We start from the raw sequence: 15,652 nt of genomic DNA, 5'->3' as shown, positions 1-15,652 counted from the left end.
GGCGGCCACCCTGTCAGGGGGTGGCCGCCCTTTCGTTCGTGCGTGTACGGGCCCGTGGCGCCTTACGGGGCCCCGCGCCGGGGCCCCGTGGGGCGATCAGACCAGCGCGCTGCCCGGGAGCTCGACCTTCGCGCCCAGCTCGACGAGCTTCTCCATGAAGTTCTCGTAGCCGCGGTTGATCAGGTCGATGCCGTGGACCCGGGAGGTGCCCTGGGCCGCCAGCGCGGCGATCAGGTACGAGAAGCCGCCGCGCAGGTCGGGGATGACCAGGTCGGCGCCCTGGAGCTTCGTCGGGCCGGACACGACCGCGGAGTGCAGGAAGTTCCGCTGGCCGAAGCGGCAGTCGGAACCGCCCAGGCACTCGCGGTACAGCTGGATGTGCGCGCCCATCTGGTTCAGCGCGGAGGTGAAGCCGAGCCGGGACTCGTACACCGTCTCGTGGACGATGGAGAGGCCGGAGGCCTGCGTCAGGGCCACGACCAGCGGCTGCTGCCAGTCCGTCTGGAAGCCGGGGTGCACGTCCGTCTCCAGGTGGATCGCGTTGAGCGAGCCGCCCGGGTGCCAGAAGCGGATGCCCTCGTCGTCGATCTCGAAGGCGCCGCCGACCTTCCGGTACGTGTTGAGGAAGGTCATCATCGAGCGCTGCTGGGCGCCGCGCACGTAGATGTTGCCCTCGGTCGCCAGGGCCGCCGACGCCCAGGAGGCCGCCTCCAGGCGGTCCGGGAGCGCCCGGTGGGTGTAGCCGTCGAGGCGGTCGACACCGGTGATCCGGATGGTCCGGTCGGTGTCCATCGAGATGATCGCGCCCATCTTCTGCAGGACGCAGATCAGGTCCTCGATCTCGGGCTCCACGGCCGCGTTCGACAGTTCGGTGACGCCCTCCGCGAGGACCGCCGTGAGCAGCACCTGCTCGGTCGAGCCGACCGAGGGGTACGGGAGGCGGATCTTGCAACCGCGAAGACGCTGCGGGGCCTCCAGGTACTGCCCGTCCGCCCGCTTCTCGATGGTGGCGCCGAACTGGCGCAGCACGTCGAAGTGGAAGTCGATGGGCCGGCCGCCGATGTCGCAGCCGCCCAGGCCCGGGATGAAGGCGTGGCCGAGGCGGTGCAGCAGCGGGCCGCAGAAGAGGATCGGGATGCGCGACGAGCCGGCGTGGGCGTCGATGTCGGCGACGTTCGCGGACTCGACGTGCGTCGGGTCGAGGACGAGCTCGCCGGGCTCCTCGCCCGGGCGGACCGTCACTCCGTGCAGCTGGAGCAGCCCGCGGACCACGCGGACGTCACGGATGTCGGGAACGTTGCGCAGGCGGCTGGGGCCGCTGCCGAGCAGGGCGGCGACCATCGCCTTGGGCACGAGGTTCTTCGCGCCGCGGACGCGGATCTCGCCCTCCAGCGGGGTTCCGCCGTGGACAAGCAGGACATCGTCTGTGCCGGTCATGAATCTCGCGTTCCGAAAGTGGGGTCCGACGGGTGGCCAGAGAAAAGGGTAAAGGGCCATGAGACCCCGATCGGGTGCCTCATGGGGCCTGTCAGATGTAATGAATTCGGCACAACACCCTCTGTTCCCGTGATCTTGCGGAGTGTCACCGTCCGCTTGTCCTCGCGGGGCGAGCCGGCGCTGCGGCCCCGTCCGTCCTGAACTGCGGTGGGGCCCGCCTTCCCGCCATCCGGTCCGACAACCCCCACGAACGCCGAAGATGCGGGATCATGTGTCGCATGACCGAGGTGTCCTCGCTCACAGGACGGCTGCTCGTGGCCACCCCCGCGCTGGCGGATCCGAACTTCGACCGCGCGGTGGTCCTGCTGCTCGACCACGACGACGAGGGCTCGCTCGGCGTCGTCCTCAACCGGCCCACGCCGGTCACCGTCGGCGACATCCTCGCCCCCTGGGCCGCCCTCGCCGGCGAACCGGGCGTCGTCTTCCAGGGCGGTCCCGTCTCGCTCGACGCGGCCCTCGGCGTGGCGGTGATCCCCGGCGACGAGGGCCCCCTCGGCTGGCGGCGCGTGTACGGCGCGATCGGCCTGGTCGACCTGGAGGCCCCGCCCGAGCTGCTCGGACCGGCCCTCGGCTCGCTGCGGATCTTCGCGGGGTACGCGGGCTGGGGCCCCGGCCAGCTGGAGTCCGAGCTCGAGGACGGCGCCTGGTACGTGGTCGAGTCGGAGCCCGGCGACGTCTCCTCGCCGCGCCCCGAGACGCTCTGGCGGCAGGTGCTGCGACGACAGCGCGGCGAACTCGCGATGATCGCCACGTACCCCGACGACCCGTCCCTCAACTGAGGCCCCCGGCTTTCAGTACCCTTGGCGGTTATGAGCACTCTCGAGCCCGAGCGCGGGGCAGGTACGGGAACCCTCGTCGAGCCGACGCCGCAGGTGTCCCACGGTGACGGCGACCACGAGCGCTACGCCCACTACGTCCAGAAGGACAAGATCATGGCGAGCGCCCTCGACGGCACGCCCGTCGTGGCGCTGTGCGGAAAGGTCTGGGTGCCGGGGCGCGACCCCAAGAAGTACCCGGTCTGTCCGATGTGCAAGGAGATCTACGACTCCATGGGCGCGGGCGGTGGCGACAAGGACAAGGGCGGCAAGGACAAGTAGCGCGGCCCTGACGCCGGGGCGGCCCCCGCCGCGCGCACTTCGGTGCGCGCGGCGGGGGCCGTTCCGCGTTCCGGGGGCGGACGTTCCCGGCGGCCGGCGACGTTCCTGGCGGTCGAAGTGGTCCAGACCTCTTGTGGATCCGCCCGAAGCGCCCCTAGTCTCACCCTCGTTGTGCGGAACGAAACACTCATTGCGCATGCTGCAACGGACGTGCGAGGACTGACGCGGTGGCCTTCCCATGGACCTGATCCCGGCGCCCCTGTCCGCCGAGTGCCGGAGCGGTGCCCCGGGGCGCCGCCCGCTCGACGGACGGACCACGCTCGACGCCGGCCCCGGCACCGGGGCCACCGCCCGCTGGATCCGCGCCACGCTCGGCGCGGCCACCGGGCTGCCGCTCGCCGACGGCGCCGGTCCGCACGCGATCCGGCTGCGGATCGCCGAGGAGACGGCCCGGGAGCACGGCCCGGAGGCGTACCGCCTGACCACCGAGGACCCGGACGCCACCGTCGTCATCGAGGGCGGCGGCCCCGCCGGGGTGTTCTGGGGCGCCCAGACCCTCCGTCAGCTCCTCGGCCCCGACGCGCACCGCAAGGCGCCCGTGCGGAGGGACCGGAGCTGGGACCTGCCGCACGTGACGGTCGAGGACGCCCCCCGCTTCGGCTGGCGCGGCCTGCTGCTCGACGTCGCCCGGCACTTCCTGCCCAAGGACGACGTCCTGCGCTACCTCGACCTGCTCGCCGCCCACAAGCTCAACGTCCTCCACCTCCACCTCACCGACGACCAGGGCTGGCGCATCGAGATCGAGCGCCATCCGAGGCTCACCGAGGTCGGCGCCTGGCGCAGCCGCACCAAGTGGGGCCACCGGGCCTCGCCGCTCTGGACGGAGACCCCGCACGGCGGCTTCTACACCCAGGACGACATCCGCGAGATCGTCGCGTACGCCGCCGAGCGGCACATCACCGTCGTCCCCGAGATCGACCTCCCCGGCCACGCGCAGGCCGCCATCGCCGCCTACCCCGAACTCGGCAACACCGACGTCGTCGACACCGCGGCCCTCGCCGTCTGGGACACCTGGGGCGTCAGCCCCCACGTCCTCGCCCCGACCGAGACCGTCCTGCGCTTCTACGAGGGCGTCTTCGAGGAGGTCCTCGACCTCTTCCCGTCCACCTTCGTCCACGTCGGCGGCGACGAGTGCCCCAAGGACCAGTGGAAGGCCTCCCCGGCCGCCCGGGCCCGCATCGAGGAGCTCGGGCTCGCCGACGAGGACGAGCTCCAGTCCTGGATCATCCGCCACTTCGACCGCTGGCTCACCGCCCGCGGCCGCCGTCTCATCGGCTGGGACGAAATCCTGGAGGGCGGCCTCGCCGAAGGCGCGGCCGTGTCGTCCTGGCGGGGGTACGCGGGCGGGATCGCCGCCGCCGAGGCCGGCCACGACGTCGTCATGTGCCCCGAACAGCACGTCTACCTCGACCACCGCCAGGCACCGGGCGAGGACGAACCGATGCCCATCGGATACGTCCGCACCCTCGCGGACGTCTACCGCTTCGAGCCCGTCCCGCCCGGCCTCTCCCCGGAGGCCGCCGCCCACATCCTGGGAACCCAGGCCAACGTCTGGACCGAGGTCATGGAGAACCGCTCCCGCGTCGACTACCAGGTCTTCCCGCGCCTCGCCGCCTTCGCCGAGGTCGCCTGGTCCGCGCTGCCCGCGCCGGAGGCGCGCGACCACGCCGGCTTCGAGCGCCGCATGCGCACCCACTACCGGCGCCTGGAAGCCCTCGGCGTCGACCATCGCCCGCCCACCGGGCCCCGCCCCTGGCAGCGACGGCCCGGAGTCGTCGGCCGCCCCCTGGAGGGCACACCCCCGAACGTGTGAGGGACCGGGCGTCCCCCGTCACTCAAGAGCGGCGAAACGCGACTCACCGTCACACCCGGGGCGTCCCGGACGGAACAGTCCTTCGCGGACCCTCGCTCCGGACTCCTCGGAAGATGTGCCAGAGTTGCCACGTCCGGCCTGTGAGCACGTACGGTACGCCCACACACAGGCGCGACGGCCGGGCACAGTCGGGGACCACCGGGACACCGGGAAGGGGCAGCGGGTTGACCACGCACGCACCACAAACAACGCAGTCCGTGACGCTGCCCGCCTCGCTCGACGAGGCCGTGGCAGCCCTCACGGCCATGCCGGCCGCCGTGCCCGTCGCCGGTGGCACCGACCTCATGGCAGCCGTCAACAAGGGCCAGCTCCGCCCCGCCGGACTCGTCGGCCTGAGCCGCATCAACGAGATCCGCGGCTGGCAGTACCAGGACGGGCACGCCCTCCTCGGCGCGGGCCTCACCCACGCCCGCATGGGCCGCCCCGACTTCGCCGCCCTCATCCCGGCCCTCGCCGCCGCCTCCCGCGCGGCCGGACCGCCCCAGATCCGCAACGCGGGCACCCTCGGCGGCAACATCGTCACCGCCGCGCCCACCGGCGACTCGCTGCCCGTCCTCGCCGCCCTGGAGGCCGACCTCGTCGTCCTCGGACCGCTCGGCAGCCGCGAGATCCCCGTCTCCCACCTCCTCGCGGGTCGCGACCTGCTCGCCCCCGGCGAGCTCGTCGGCTTCGTCCGCGTCCCGCTGCTCCACGCCCCCCAGGTCTTCCTCAAGGCCACCGGCCGCACCGGACCGGCCCGCGCCACCGCCTCCGTCGCCGTCGTCCTCGACCCGGCCCGGCGCGGCGTGCGCTGCGCCGTCGGCGCCGTCGCGCCCATGCCGCTGCGCCCCCTGGAGGCCGAGCGCTGGATCGCCTCGCTGGTGGACTGGGACAACGACCGGGGGCTCGCCCCGGAGGCGCTCGCGGCGTTCGGCGAGTACGTCGCCGCCGCCTGCATCCCGGACCCGCCGGGCGACGAACAGTTGCCGCCGGCCGTACTGCACCTGCGGCGCACGGTCGCCGCACTCGCCCGACGGGCACTGGGGAGGGCACTGGCATGAGCGACGAGCACAAGGACCGGACGGGCGGCTGGGAGCCGCTTCCGCAGAGCGAGGGGTACGACGGCGACGCGACCGCCTTCGTCCAGCTGCCGCCCGACTTCATGCTGGACGGCGTCCCCCTGGAGGCGCCGGGCCACGGCTACGTGCCGCCGATGATCACCCCGCTCCAGCCGCTCGCCCCGCCCGCGGCGACGGACCCGTCGGCGACGGGCACCTGGACGGTGCACGTCCCGACGGAGGCGCAGCAGACGCAGTACTTCGAGGGGTACGAGGGGGGCGAGTACGGGGAGCAGGGCGGCTCGTTCCAGGGCGGGGCGCTCCAGGACGGCTCGTTCCAGGGCGAGGCGCTCCAGGACGGCTCGTTCCAGGAGGGGGCGTTCCACGAGGCGGAGCGCTTCCAGCCGCCGGCGTACGTCGAGAACGCCGTCGAGCACGTCGAGGACCCGCAGGCGACGGCCGAGTGGCGTTTCGACGAGGCCCTGGCGCCCGCCGCAGACCCGGGCTCCACGGGCCAGTGGCAGATCCCCGTCACCCCGGACGCGGCGCAGCAGGCGGCACCGGGAGAGCAGGCGGCACCGGGAGAGCCCGAGCAGGTGGCATCGGCGGCGCCCGCCGCCTCGTACGCCGAGGCACCGGCGACGCTGCCGGGCGGCGCGCCCGCGCCCTGGGCGCTCCCGGAGGAGCCGGCCGCGCAGGCGCCGGAGACGGCCCCGGAGGCCGCGCCGGACGCCGTACCGGAAGCGGCTCCGGAGGCCGTGCCGGCGCCCGCTCCGGACGAGGAGGCCCCCGAGGCCGCCGTGGTCCCCGAGGCCCCCGTGCCGGCCGCTGCCGTCGACGCGGTGGCCACGCACGGCGCGGACACCACCACGGGCATCGCGGACACCACGGGTCACGCGGACACCACGGGTCACGCGGACACCACGGGTCACGCAGACCCCACGGGCTTCGCGGCCATCGCGGATGTCACGGACAGCACGGACAGCGACGAGCACCCCCACACCTCGTACATGCTGCGGGTCAACGGGACCGACCGGCCCGTCACCGGCTCCTGGATCGGCGAGTCGCTGCTCTACGTCCTGCGTGAGCGCCTGGGCCTCGCCGGGGCCAAGGACGGCTGCTCGCAGGGCGAGTGCGGCGCGTGCAACGTGCAGGTCGACGGCCGGCTCGTCGCCTCCTGCCTGGTGCCCGCGGCGACCGCCGCCGGGAGCGAGGTCCGGACGGTCGAGGGCCTCGCGGTCGACGGCGAACCCTCGGACGTGCAGCGGGCGATGTCCAAGTGCGGCACCGTCCAGTGCGGCTTCTGCATCCCAGGCATGTGCATGACCGTGCACGACCTCCTGGAGGGCAACCACGCCCCCACGGAGCTGGAGACCCGCCAGGCCCTCGCCGGCAACCTCTGCCGCTGCTCCGGCTACCGCGGCGTGCTCGACGCCGTCCGGGACGTCGTCGCCGAGCGCGAGGCCGCCGCCGCGGCCGCCGGGCCCGAGGCGGCCGACGAGGTCCGTGTCCCGCACCAGATTCCCCACCCGCACGACGGAGGCATGGCGTGAGCAGCGACGCGACGACCGCGGCTCTGGACACCCCCGAACAGGAGCAGGCCAGGCGCGGAATCGGCGCCTCGCTCCCGCAGGCCGAGGCACGGGCGAAGACCGAGGGCACCTTCCCGTACGCCTCCGACCTGTGGGCCGAGGGGCTGCTCTGGGCCGCGATCCTGCGCTCGCCGCACCCGCACGCGCGGATCGTGTCGATCGACACCACGGCGGCGTCCGCCATGCCGGGCGTACGGGCCGTGGTGACGGCCGCCGACGTGCCGGGCGCGGCGACGTACGGCCGCAGGGTCGCCGACCGGCCCGTCTTCGCCTCCGACCTGGTCCGGCACCACGGCGAGGCCCTCGCGGCCGTCGCCGCCGACCACCCGGACACGGCGCGCCTCGCGGCCGCCGCGATCGCCGTCGAGTACGAGCTCCTCGAACCCGTCACCGACCCCGAGAAGGCGTTCGCGGCCGAGGCGCTGCACCCCGACGGGAACCTGATCCGGCACATCCCGCTGCGCTTCGGCGACCCGGAGGCGACGGGAGAGGTCGTCGTCGAGGGCCTGTACCGGATCGGCCGCCAGGACCCGGCGCCGATCGGCGCCGAGGCGGGCCTCGCCGTGCCGCGCCCCGACGGCGGGGTGGAGATCTACACCGCCTCCACCGACCCGCACACCGACCGCGACCTGGCGGCCGCCTGCTTCGGCCTGCCGCCCGAGCAGGTCAAGCTGGTCGTCACCGGAGTCCCCGGCGCCACCGGCGACCGCGAGGACCCGGGCTTCCAGATCCCGCTGGGCCTCCTCGCACTGCGCACCGGCTGCCCGGTCAAGCTCACCGCCACGCGCGAGGAGTCCTTCCTCGGCCACGCCCACCGCCACCCCACCCTGCTGCGCTACCGCCACCACGCGGACGCGGAGGGGCGGCTGGTGAAGGTGGAGGCGCAGATCCTGCTCGACGCGGGCGCGTACGCGGACTCGTCGTCGGAATCGCTCGCGGCGGCCGTGGCCTTCGCCTGCGGTCCGTACGTCGTCCCGCACGCCTTCGTGGAGGGCTGGGCCGTCCGCACCAACAACCCCCCGTCCGGCCACGTGCGGGGCGAGGGCGCGATGCAGGTGTGCGCGGCGTACGAGGCCCAGATGGACAAGCTGGCCGCGAAGTTGGGCGTGGACCCGGCCGAGCTGCGCATGCGGAACGTCATGGCGACCGGTGACATCCTGCCCACCGGCCAGACGGTGACCTGCCCGGCACCGGTAGCGGAACTCCTCGCGGCGGTACGGGACTTCCCGCTGCCCCCGCTCCCCAAGGACACCCCCGAGGGCGACTGGCTGCTGCCCGGCGGCCCCGAGGGCGCGGGCGAACCCGGCGCGGTGCGGCGGGGCGTGGGCTACGCGCTCGGCATGGTGCACATGCTCGGCGCCGAGGGCACCGACGAGGTCTCGACGGCGACCGTCCGCGTCATGGACGGGACGGCGACGGTCATCTGCTCGGCGGTGGACACCGGTTCGGGCTTCTCGACGCTCGCCCGCCAGATCGTGCAGGAGACCCTCGGCATCGACGAGGTCCACGTCGCCCCCGTCGACACCGACCAGCCCCCGGCGGGTCCGGCCGCCCACGGCCGGCACACCTGGGTCTCGGGCGGAGCGGTCGAACGCGCGGCGAAGATGGTCCGCACACAGCTGCTCCAGCCGCTGGCCCACAAGTTCGGCATGTCGACCGAGCTGCTCCAGATCACCGACGGCAAGATCACCTCGTACGACGGGGTGCTCTCGACGACGGTCACGGAGGCGATGGACGGCAAGGAGCTCTGGGCCACCGCCCAGTGCCGCCCGCACCCCACCGAGCCCCTCGACGAGTCCGGCCAGGGCGACGCCTTCGTCGGCCTCGCGTTCTGCGCGATCCGCGCGGTCGTGGACGTGGACATCGAACTCGGCGCGGTGCGCGTGGTGGAGATGGCCGTCGCCCAGGACGTCGGCCGCGTCCTCAACCCCGCCCAGCTGTCCGCCCGCATCGAGGCGGGCGTCACCCAGGGCATCGGCGCGGCCCTCATGGAGAACCTCCGCACGGCCCGCGGTCTGGTCCGCCACCCCGACTTCACGGGCTACGCACTCCCGACATCCCTGGATGCCCCGGACATTCGCATCGTGAAACTCGTGGAGGAACGCGACGTCGTGGCCCCCTTCGGAGCGAAGGCGGCGAGCGCCATCCCGGTCGTCACCTCACCCGCCGCAGTGGCCTCAGCCGTGCGAGCGGCGACGGGCCGCCCGGTCAACCGCCTCCCGATCCGCCCCCAGGCGGCGGTCGCCGTGCCCAATTCGTAACCATGTGATGTCCGTTGCTTGTGCAACCGAGAGGTGCGGACTGTCGTCGTTCCTGACTACAGTGGACTTCTAGACTTGTGCGGTACACGGCATGGTGGTTCACCGGGGGAGGAACGCGGACGTGCGAGCTGAGTTGGACGGGGCCAGCTACGGGATGCGCGGCATGAGCGCGGATGCCGTGCGCTACAACTCCGAGTCCATGTCGGAGTTCAAGACGAGCATCGACGGCCTGATCGAGATGCTGACCTCCTCGGAGGCCGACAAGGGCAAGATGAAGTCGGATCCGGTGACGCGCAATCAGTTCGGTGGCGGGGGCGCGGCCTGGGGCGAGGCGTCCAGCGTCTATGACTCGTACAACGCCGTCCTCAAGCAGCTCACGGACCTCTCGGGCCTGCTGCAGGACTGCCTGGAGGGCCTTGGTATCGCGGTCGTCGCGTCCAAGGACGGCTTCGAGCAGATGGACGACGACGTGAAGCGCAAGATGATCAATATCCACGACCGGACCTGGGACGCCAAGCAGAAGGCGGACAAGGAAGCGGGCCGCGACGTACCGGCGAGCGAAGGCAGCCAGGACACCGAGGGCGGCGGCTCCTTCAAGTAAGCGGGTGCGGACGGAATGTCGGGGACACGGGGAAGAGGCGAAGGATGAGGCCTGCAGAGGGCGGCGGAGGCGGCGGAACCAATTTTCGCTCCATGAGTCACCAGCAGATGCTGGATTGGCTGAACGAAGCCAGCGAACCCAGTGTCAGGATCGCCGGCGACCGCCTCAAGGCGGCCGCCGAGGAGCTGCATCGCATCGCTGAGCAGCTCAAGAACCGCACCGGCCGGGTGGACTGGAAGGGCGAGGCGGAGAAGGCGTTCACCGAGTGGGCCGAGGGAGTGGTGAGCTCGACCCACTCACTGGGCGACTACAGTGCCCACGCCTCCGAGTGGATGGGCCGCGCGGCGCAGTCCATCGCCAGCGCGCAGAGCGCCATTCCCAAGTACACGTCCCACGAGTCGGCCAAGGCGAACCTGGAAGCCGCGCAGAAGTACCACAACGACCCCGACTCGGCGACGGTCGCCCGCAACGCCCAGAAGGCCATGGCCGCGAGCGAGGAGCTCAAGGCCATCGAGGCCAAGGAAGAGGCGAACAGGCAGGCGGCGGCGGACGAGATGGAGAAGCTCTCGTCCTCGTACCAGTGGTCGAGCTTCCAGATGAAGAACTTCGAGCCGCCGACGTTCCCGCCGCCGCCGGGTGACTTCGTGCCGGCGGACATGGGCGATCGCGGTGCCGGGTCCAGCTCCAGCACTTACACGTCACAGGGCGAGCGTTCCTCCGCGAGCACGGAGACGAATAGGGGAACGCACACCACGCGTAGCCAGCCGGACACGCGGACTTCGCCGGACACCACCACTGTCCCGCCGACGGGTGACCCGACCGGTCCGGTACATGTGATCAAGCCTGAGGTCCGGCCCGATGCTCCGGTGGACCTCGGCATCGACAGTGTGGAGACCCTGCCGAAGCCGACCACGCCCGGACCGCAGACGCCGACCCCGGGCGGTCCGCCGCCGATCACCAAGCCGGACCTGGGTACGCCTCCGTTCGTGACGACCGGCGTGCCTCCGCTGACCGTCAAGGGCGGTCCCGGCCCCTTCGGCCCCACCTCGCCCATCACCGGTGGTACCGGCAATCCCCGCGGCCCGGTGACCGGCGGTCTCCGTACCGGCCCCAGCGTGCCCCGGGAGGGCATCAGTGGTGGCCGTGCGGTTCCCAGCACCACGGGCCGGCCGCAAACCGGCATCCCGCGCAGCACCGTCATCGGCAACGAGCCCACCGGGCAGAACCGGACGGGCATGGGCCGAGCCATGGGCGGCGCGCACGGCATGGGCGGCCCCATGGGCGGCGCGTCCGGCCAGAACGGCATCACCGGTGGCCGACGCCTCGCCGGCGAGACCGGCGGGGTCGTCGGCGGCAAGGCGCAGCGCGCCGGTGCCGTCGGTGGGGCCGGGAAGCCTTTCACGGCCGGCGGCTCGGGCCTCGTACGCGGAAACGCGGCGAAACCGGGCGAGCGCGAGGAGCAGAACGGAGAGCGTCCCGACTACCTGGTCGAGGACGAGGAGACCTGGCAGCAGGGCAACCGCCGCGTGGCACCGCCCGTCATCGACTGATCAGCGCGAGGAAGCAGATGCGTACCAGCAGTATTCGTCGGAGCCGTGCCCGAGTCACCGCCTCGGCCGCCTTGGGGATGCTGCTGGTGGGCATCGCTTCCGCCCCTGCACAAGCGGAAAGCATCCGGGACCGGCAGTGGCACTTGGATGCCTTCGGTGCAGAAGAGATTTGGCAGCTCAGCACAGGTAAGGGCATCACCGTCGCGGTCATCGACAGTGGCGTGGAGAAGCAGCAGCCGGACCTTACGGGCCAAGTGCTCAAGGGTAAGGATTTCGCACCGGACGAAGCCGGTGATGAGTTCACCGACTACACCGGACACGGCACGGACATGGCCGGTCTCATCGCGGGCACGGGCCAGGCGAACGGAGGTGACGGTGCGTTCGGGCTCGCACCCGGCGCCAAGATCCTCCCTGTGCGGGTGCCGGGAGCGGAAGGCGGCAAGAAGAGCCAGGCGGCGGCCAACCGTGAGTTCAACACCGTCATGCCCGAAGCCATCCGCTTCGCCGTCGACTCCGGTGCCAAGGTCCTCAACATCTCGCAGGGCTCCCCGGAGGGATCACCGCAGCTCACGGAAGCTGTGAAGTACGCCTTGGACAAGGGGGCCCTGGTCTTCGCCTCCGTCGGCAACACGGGTGACAAGAGGAACCTGCTCGAATACCCGGGGGCGACTCCTGGTGTCGTCGGTGTCGGTGCGGTCGACGAGAAGGCGACACGCATCCCGATGTCCCAGCACGGACCGCAGGTCGACCTCGTCGCCCCCGGCAAGGACACTCTCGCCGCGTGTGCCGGTGGTCGCATCTGCACTTCCTCCGGTACCAGTAACTCCACCGCTCTCGCCTCCGCCACCGCGGCACTCATCTGGTCGAAGCACCCCGACTGGACCAACCACCAGGTCCTGAAGGTCATGCTCAACACCGTCGCCAAGCCCTCCGGGGGCGAGAAGCGCAGCGACTACATCGGCTACGGCGCCATCCGGCCTCTCCGCGCGCTGAAGACGCCCGGTGACCCCGGCCCGGCCGACGTCCGGCCCATCGACGACCTCGCCGAGACCGCGACGCCGTCCGCGTCCGCCTCGGCGGACCCGGCGCCCTCCACGTCCTCCGCCGCCCCCGCCCCCGCTCCCCAGGCCGCCGCCACCGAAGACGGCGGCAACACCGGCCTCTGGATCGGCCTCGGGATCGGGGCCGCCGTGCTCGTCGGGGCCGCGATCGCCGTGCCCGTTCTCCGTTCGCGGCGGGGCTGAGTCCGACCCCCTGCCGTCGATCGTCCGTAACTCACTCATGGGGAAGTAGATGTCGTTCGACGAGGAGTGGAGCCAAGTCCGCGGCGAGACCGCGGCGATGAGGCTCAACAGCGTGCCCGCCGAGGGCGGCGGCGGTGGGGGTGCCAGCGACTACAAGGTGACCTCCGCCGACCTCAAGGCCATCGGCAACGAGGCCCAAGAGCTCTTCCACTGGTTCGAGCGGGACGCCTTCCACGCCGGCGCCCAGACCGACACCGCCGCCAAGAGCCTCGACGGCGACGGCTTCCTGACCGGATCCGCGATGTGGACCATGTGGGACACCTGGCGCGGCCAGGCCGAGGCGCTCCTCAGCGCCTGCGCGCACATCCACAACCACCTCGAGGACACCGTCGTCAGCCACGCCAACCACGAGGAGACGCTGATCGCGAACTTCTCGATGTCAGAGCTCGACAAGCACTTCAAGTGATCCGGAGCCGGCCGTCGTGGCCGGCTGACGAGGGAATCAGATGCTGAAGTTCGACCAGGTCCTCCACGCCCACCTCAGCGGTCTCAAAGAGGCCGTCACCGTCTGGTCGGAGACGGTGTCCAAGCTGGAGAAGACCAAGGAGAAGGCCGAGACCGGCCTCCAGGGCAAGGCCGACAAGGCGGACTGGAAGGGCGAGAACGCCGGCGTGACCCAGGCGTTCGTCCGCAAGACCGCCAAGGAGTTCGGCGACGCCCTCACCGAGGCGAGCAGCATCCGCAACATCCTGCGCGACGCGGAGAGCGAGTTCCAGGCCGCCAAGACCGAGCTGGAGAAGCTCGTCGCGGAGGCCCCGGGCAAGGGCATCCGCATCGACCAGGACGGTGTCGTCAGCTACCTGATCCACCCTGATCGCCGTGCCAAGGACTACGACGGGCCCAAGCCCGAGCAGGCCGACTTCGAGGCGATGGGGTCGGCGATCAAGGCCGCGATCGACCGCGCGAACAACGCCGACGACGTCGCCTCCCGTGCCCTGCGCGGACTCGTCGGCGGCGACAAGATGAACTTCTCCGGCACGAGCTACGACTCCCTCAAGGCCGCTTCGAAGGCGCAGGACGCCGAGGACGCGCACGCCGCCTACGAGCTGTACAAGAAAGGCGACGAGGCCACCCCGGCGGAGATCGACAAGCTCAACGCCCTCTTCAAGGCCAACCAGAAGGACCCGTACTTCGCCGAGAAGTTCGCCCTGGAGGTCGGGCCGAAGGGCAGCATGGAGTACTGGGCCGACATGGGCGACCCGAGCGACGGCTCCCGCCTCGGCGTCGACCACCGCGACAAGCTGAAGGAACTGCAGACGAACTGGAGTCTGACGCTCGCCACCGCGACCCATTCCACGAGCCCCGAGATGGAGCAGTGGAAGGCCGACGTCATCAAGGCCGGCAGCGAGCCGATCCAGACGCGCGGCACCAGCCCGTACGGCTTCCAGGTCATGAGCAACCTGATGCGGGTCGGCGACTACGACGACAAGTTCCTGAAGGACTACGGCACCGGCCTCGTCGTCACCGAGCGCAAGATGACCGGCGACGGTCGCCTGCCCGCCGACCGGGCCTGGCACCAGCTGACCGGCGGCCCGAGCCACCTGAACTGGATGGGCGGCGACCTGGGCAACGACCCCATGGTCGGCTTCATGGAAGGCCTCGGGCACAACCCCAAGGCGTCGACGGACTTCTTCAACGGCGACATCGACCTCACGCCCGAGAACACCAAGGACGACAAGAAGCTCGACCCGTTCGACTACTTCACCAAGGACCGCGAGTGGCCCGAGGAGATCAACGACAAGGGCGACCGGACCAAGGAGCCCGGCTACAACGCCCTCGGCCACGCCCTGGAGTCCGCGACCACCGGCCACCCGTACGACGCCGAGGCCGAGGGCCTCAAGGACGTGCGGACCAAGGAGAACGCGGAGGTCATGCAGAAGGTCGTCGAGCGGTACGGCAGCGACCCCAAGTACATGCACGAGCAGCCGGGCATCGACGACAGCCTCGGCAAGATGGGCGCCGCCTACATCGACGAGCTGAACCGCTCCCTGGAGACGGACAGCGACACGACGATGCAGGAGAAGACGAACTCCCCCTTCGGCTACAACGACGACAAGGGCAAGTCCCGGTTCGGCGAGGAGTTCGACACCGGCCTGCTCTGGAACCGCGGCGACGCCGTCAACTTCATGGGCATCGTGTCGCAGAGCGAGACCGGCCACTCCACGCTCTCGGCAGCCGAGATGCTGTACACGACGAGCGTCCTGGACGAGGTCGGCCCGAAGCCCGGCTCCACCTTCGACGACCGGGACCTCACCGACGCGCGGACGACCCTGCGGATCGGGTCGGAGGCGCAGGGAATCATGGACGAGTCCCGCATGGCGCAGATCGACAAGGACTACGAGAAGGACTCCGAGGAGCACAAGAAGGCCGTCGGCAAGACGACCGAATGGGTCAAGTTCGGCGTCGGAGCGGTCGCGGCGGGCGGTGTCGTCGCCCTGACCGGCGGCGCCGGTGGCGTCCTCGTACCTCTGGCGGCCGAGACGGTGGGCGGTGCGGTGACCACCTTCATCGGCATGGAAGCCGACGACATGGCGGAGAAGTACGAGAAGGACGAGCTGCTCAAGAAGAAGTCCGACGACCTGAAGGACGAGGCGCTCGCCATGGGCAAGGAGAACTCGCTCCGCCCCGGCATCGCCTACGCCAACGCCCCCGGCTGGAGCGAGAAGGACCGCAACTACCTCGACGAGGAACTGGTCAAGTACGTCCGGGACTCGCGCATGCACTCCCGCGACAACTCGCTGCCCGACCCGTACGAGAAGAAGGACTGACATGCGGTCTGC

The 15,652-nt window shown here is 71.4% G+C and carries 12 protein-coding genes; 11 read left to right on the top strand and 1 reads right to left on the bottom strand.

The window, feature by feature from the left end; translation table 11 throughout:
• Positions 1-96 precede the first annotated feature (96 nt).
• Positions 97-1,437, bottom strand: coding sequence for a UDP-N-acetylglucosamine 1-carboxyvinyltransferase (gene murA / locus K7G60_RS15935; RefSeq protein ID WP_030692046.1), 1,341 nt, complete (start codon positions 1,435-1,437; stop codon positions 97-99).
• Between the two features lie 278 nt (positions 1,438-1,715).
• Here murA and K7G60_RS15930 point away from each other — a divergent pair, with 278 nt between their 5' ends.
• From K7G60_RS15930 to K7G60_RS15880, 11 genes are all read left to right on the top strand, one after another.
• A complete protein-coding gene (locus tag K7G60_RS15930; RefSeq protein WP_225801563.1) occupies positions 1,716-2,276 on the top strand; it encodes a YqgE/AlgH family protein in 561 nt (186 codons plus the stop codon).
• A 30-nt stretch (positions 2,277-2,306) separates the two neighbouring features.
• On the top strand, positions 2,307-2,594 hold the full coding sequence (locus tag K7G60_RS15925) for a DUF3039 domain-containing protein (protein ID WP_015033918.1): 288 nt from the start codon (positions 2,307-2,309) through the stop codon (positions 2,592-2,594).
• Positions 2,595-2,832: 238 nt separating this feature from the next.
• Positions 2,833-4,467 carry a beta-N-acetylhexosaminidase gene (locus K7G60_RS15920; RefSeq protein ID WP_225801562.1) on the top strand — a complete coding sequence of 545 codons (1,635 nt, stop codon included), beginning with the start codon at positions 2,833-2,835 and terminating at the stop codon, positions 4,465-4,467.
• 224 nt (positions 4,468-4,691) lie between these two features.
• Entirely contained in the window at positions 4,692-5,567 is an 876-nt protein-coding gene (locus K7G60_RS15915) for a xanthine dehydrogenase family protein subunit M (protein WP_093875856.1), read from the top strand.
• On the top strand, positions 5,564-7,117 hold the full coding sequence (locus tag K7G60_RS15910; protein WP_225801561.1) for a (2Fe-2S)-binding protein: 1,554 nt from the start codon (positions 5,564-5,566) through the stop codon (positions 7,115-7,117). Before K7G60_RS15915 ends, K7G60_RS15910 begins: the two co-directional genes overlap by 4 nt.
• On the top strand, positions 7,114-9,417 hold the full coding sequence (locus K7G60_RS15905) for a molybdopterin cofactor-binding domain-containing protein (protein ID WP_225801560.1): 2,304 nt from the start codon (positions 7,114-7,116) through the stop codon (positions 9,415-9,417). The genes K7G60_RS15910 and K7G60_RS15905 overlap by 4 nt, the downstream gene beginning before the upstream one ends.
• 121 nt (positions 9,418-9,538) lie before the next feature.
• The gene (locus K7G60_RS15900) at positions 9,539-10,018 is read left to right on the top strand and encodes a hypothetical protein (RefSeq protein ID WP_225801559.1); all 480 of its coding nucleotides are present in this window, start codon (positions 9,539-9,541) and stop codon (positions 10,016-10,018) included.
• Between the two features lie 92 nt (positions 10,019-10,110).
• On the top strand, positions 10,111-11,568 hold the full coding sequence (locus K7G60_RS15895; protein WP_225801558.1) for a WXG100 family type VII secretion target: 1,458 nt from the start codon (positions 10,111-10,113) through the stop codon (positions 11,566-11,568).
• Positions 11,569-11,585: 17 nt separating this feature from the next.
• Positions 11,586-12,812 (top strand): type VII secretion-associated serine protease mycosin, encoded by a 1,227-nt coding sequence (mycP, locus tag K7G60_RS15890; RefSeq protein ID WP_225801557.1) that lies wholly within the window; start codon positions 11,586-11,588, stop codon positions 12,810-12,812.
• 49 nt (positions 12,813-12,861) lie between these two features.
• Positions 12,862-13,278 carry a hypothetical protein gene (locus tag K7G60_RS15885; RefSeq protein ID WP_225801556.1) on the top strand — a complete coding sequence of 139 codons (417 nt, stop codon included), beginning with the start codon at positions 12,862-12,864 and terminating at the stop codon, positions 13,276-13,278.
• 40 nt (positions 13,279-13,318) lie between these two features.
• A complete protein-coding gene (locus K7G60_RS15880) occupies positions 13,319-15,640 on the top strand; it encodes a DUF6571 family protein (RefSeq protein WP_225801555.1) in 2,322 nt (773 codons plus the stop codon).
• Positions 15,641-15,652 lie beyond the last annotated feature (12 nt).

It is taken from the genome of Streptomyces sp. NK15101 (assembly GCF_020400725.1).
Taxonomy (GTDB): Bacteria; Actinomycetota; Actinomycetes; order Streptomycetales; family Streptomycetaceae; genus Streptomyces.
Note: the sequence above shows the minus strand (reverse complement) of the source record. Positions and strands in the feature narration are given on the sequence as shown.

Bases quoted from the DNA above. Each gene is read 5' to 3' on its own strand.
- murA (WP_030692046.1), bottom strand. From the start codon at position 1,437: ATGACCGGCACAGACGATGTCCTGCTTGTCCACGGCGGAACCCCGCTG.
- K7G60_RS15930 (WP_225801563.1), top strand. From the start codon at position 1,716: ATGACCGAGGTGTCCTCGCTCACAGGACGGCTGCTCGTGGCCACCCCC.
- K7G60_RS15925 (WP_015033918.1), top strand. From the start codon at position 2,307: ATGAGCACTCTCGAGCCCGAGCGCGGGGCAGGTACGGGAACCCTCGTC.
- K7G60_RS15920 (WP_225801562.1), top strand. From the start codon at position 2,833: ATGGACCTGATCCCGGCGCCCCTGTCCGCCGAGTGCCGGAGCGGTGCC.
- K7G60_RS15910 (WP_225801561.1), top strand. From the start codon at position 5,564: ATGAGCGACGAGCACAAGGACCGGACGGGCGGCTGGGAGCCGCTTCCG.
- K7G60_RS15895 (WP_225801558.1), top strand. From the start codon at position 10,111: ATGAGTCACCAGCAGATGCTGGATTGGCTGAACGAAGCCAGCGAACCC.
- mycP (WP_225801557.1), top strand. From the start codon at position 11,586: ATGCGTACCAGCAGTATTCGTCGGAGCCGTGCCCGAGTCACCGCCTCG.
- K7G60_RS15885 (WP_225801556.1), top strand. From the start codon at position 12,862: ATGTCGTTCGACGAGGAGTGGAGCCAAGTCCGCGGCGAGACCGCGGCG.
- K7G60_RS15880 (WP_225801555.1), top strand. From the start codon at position 13,319: ATGCTGAAGTTCGACCAGGTCCTCCACGCCCACCTCAGCGGTCTCAAA.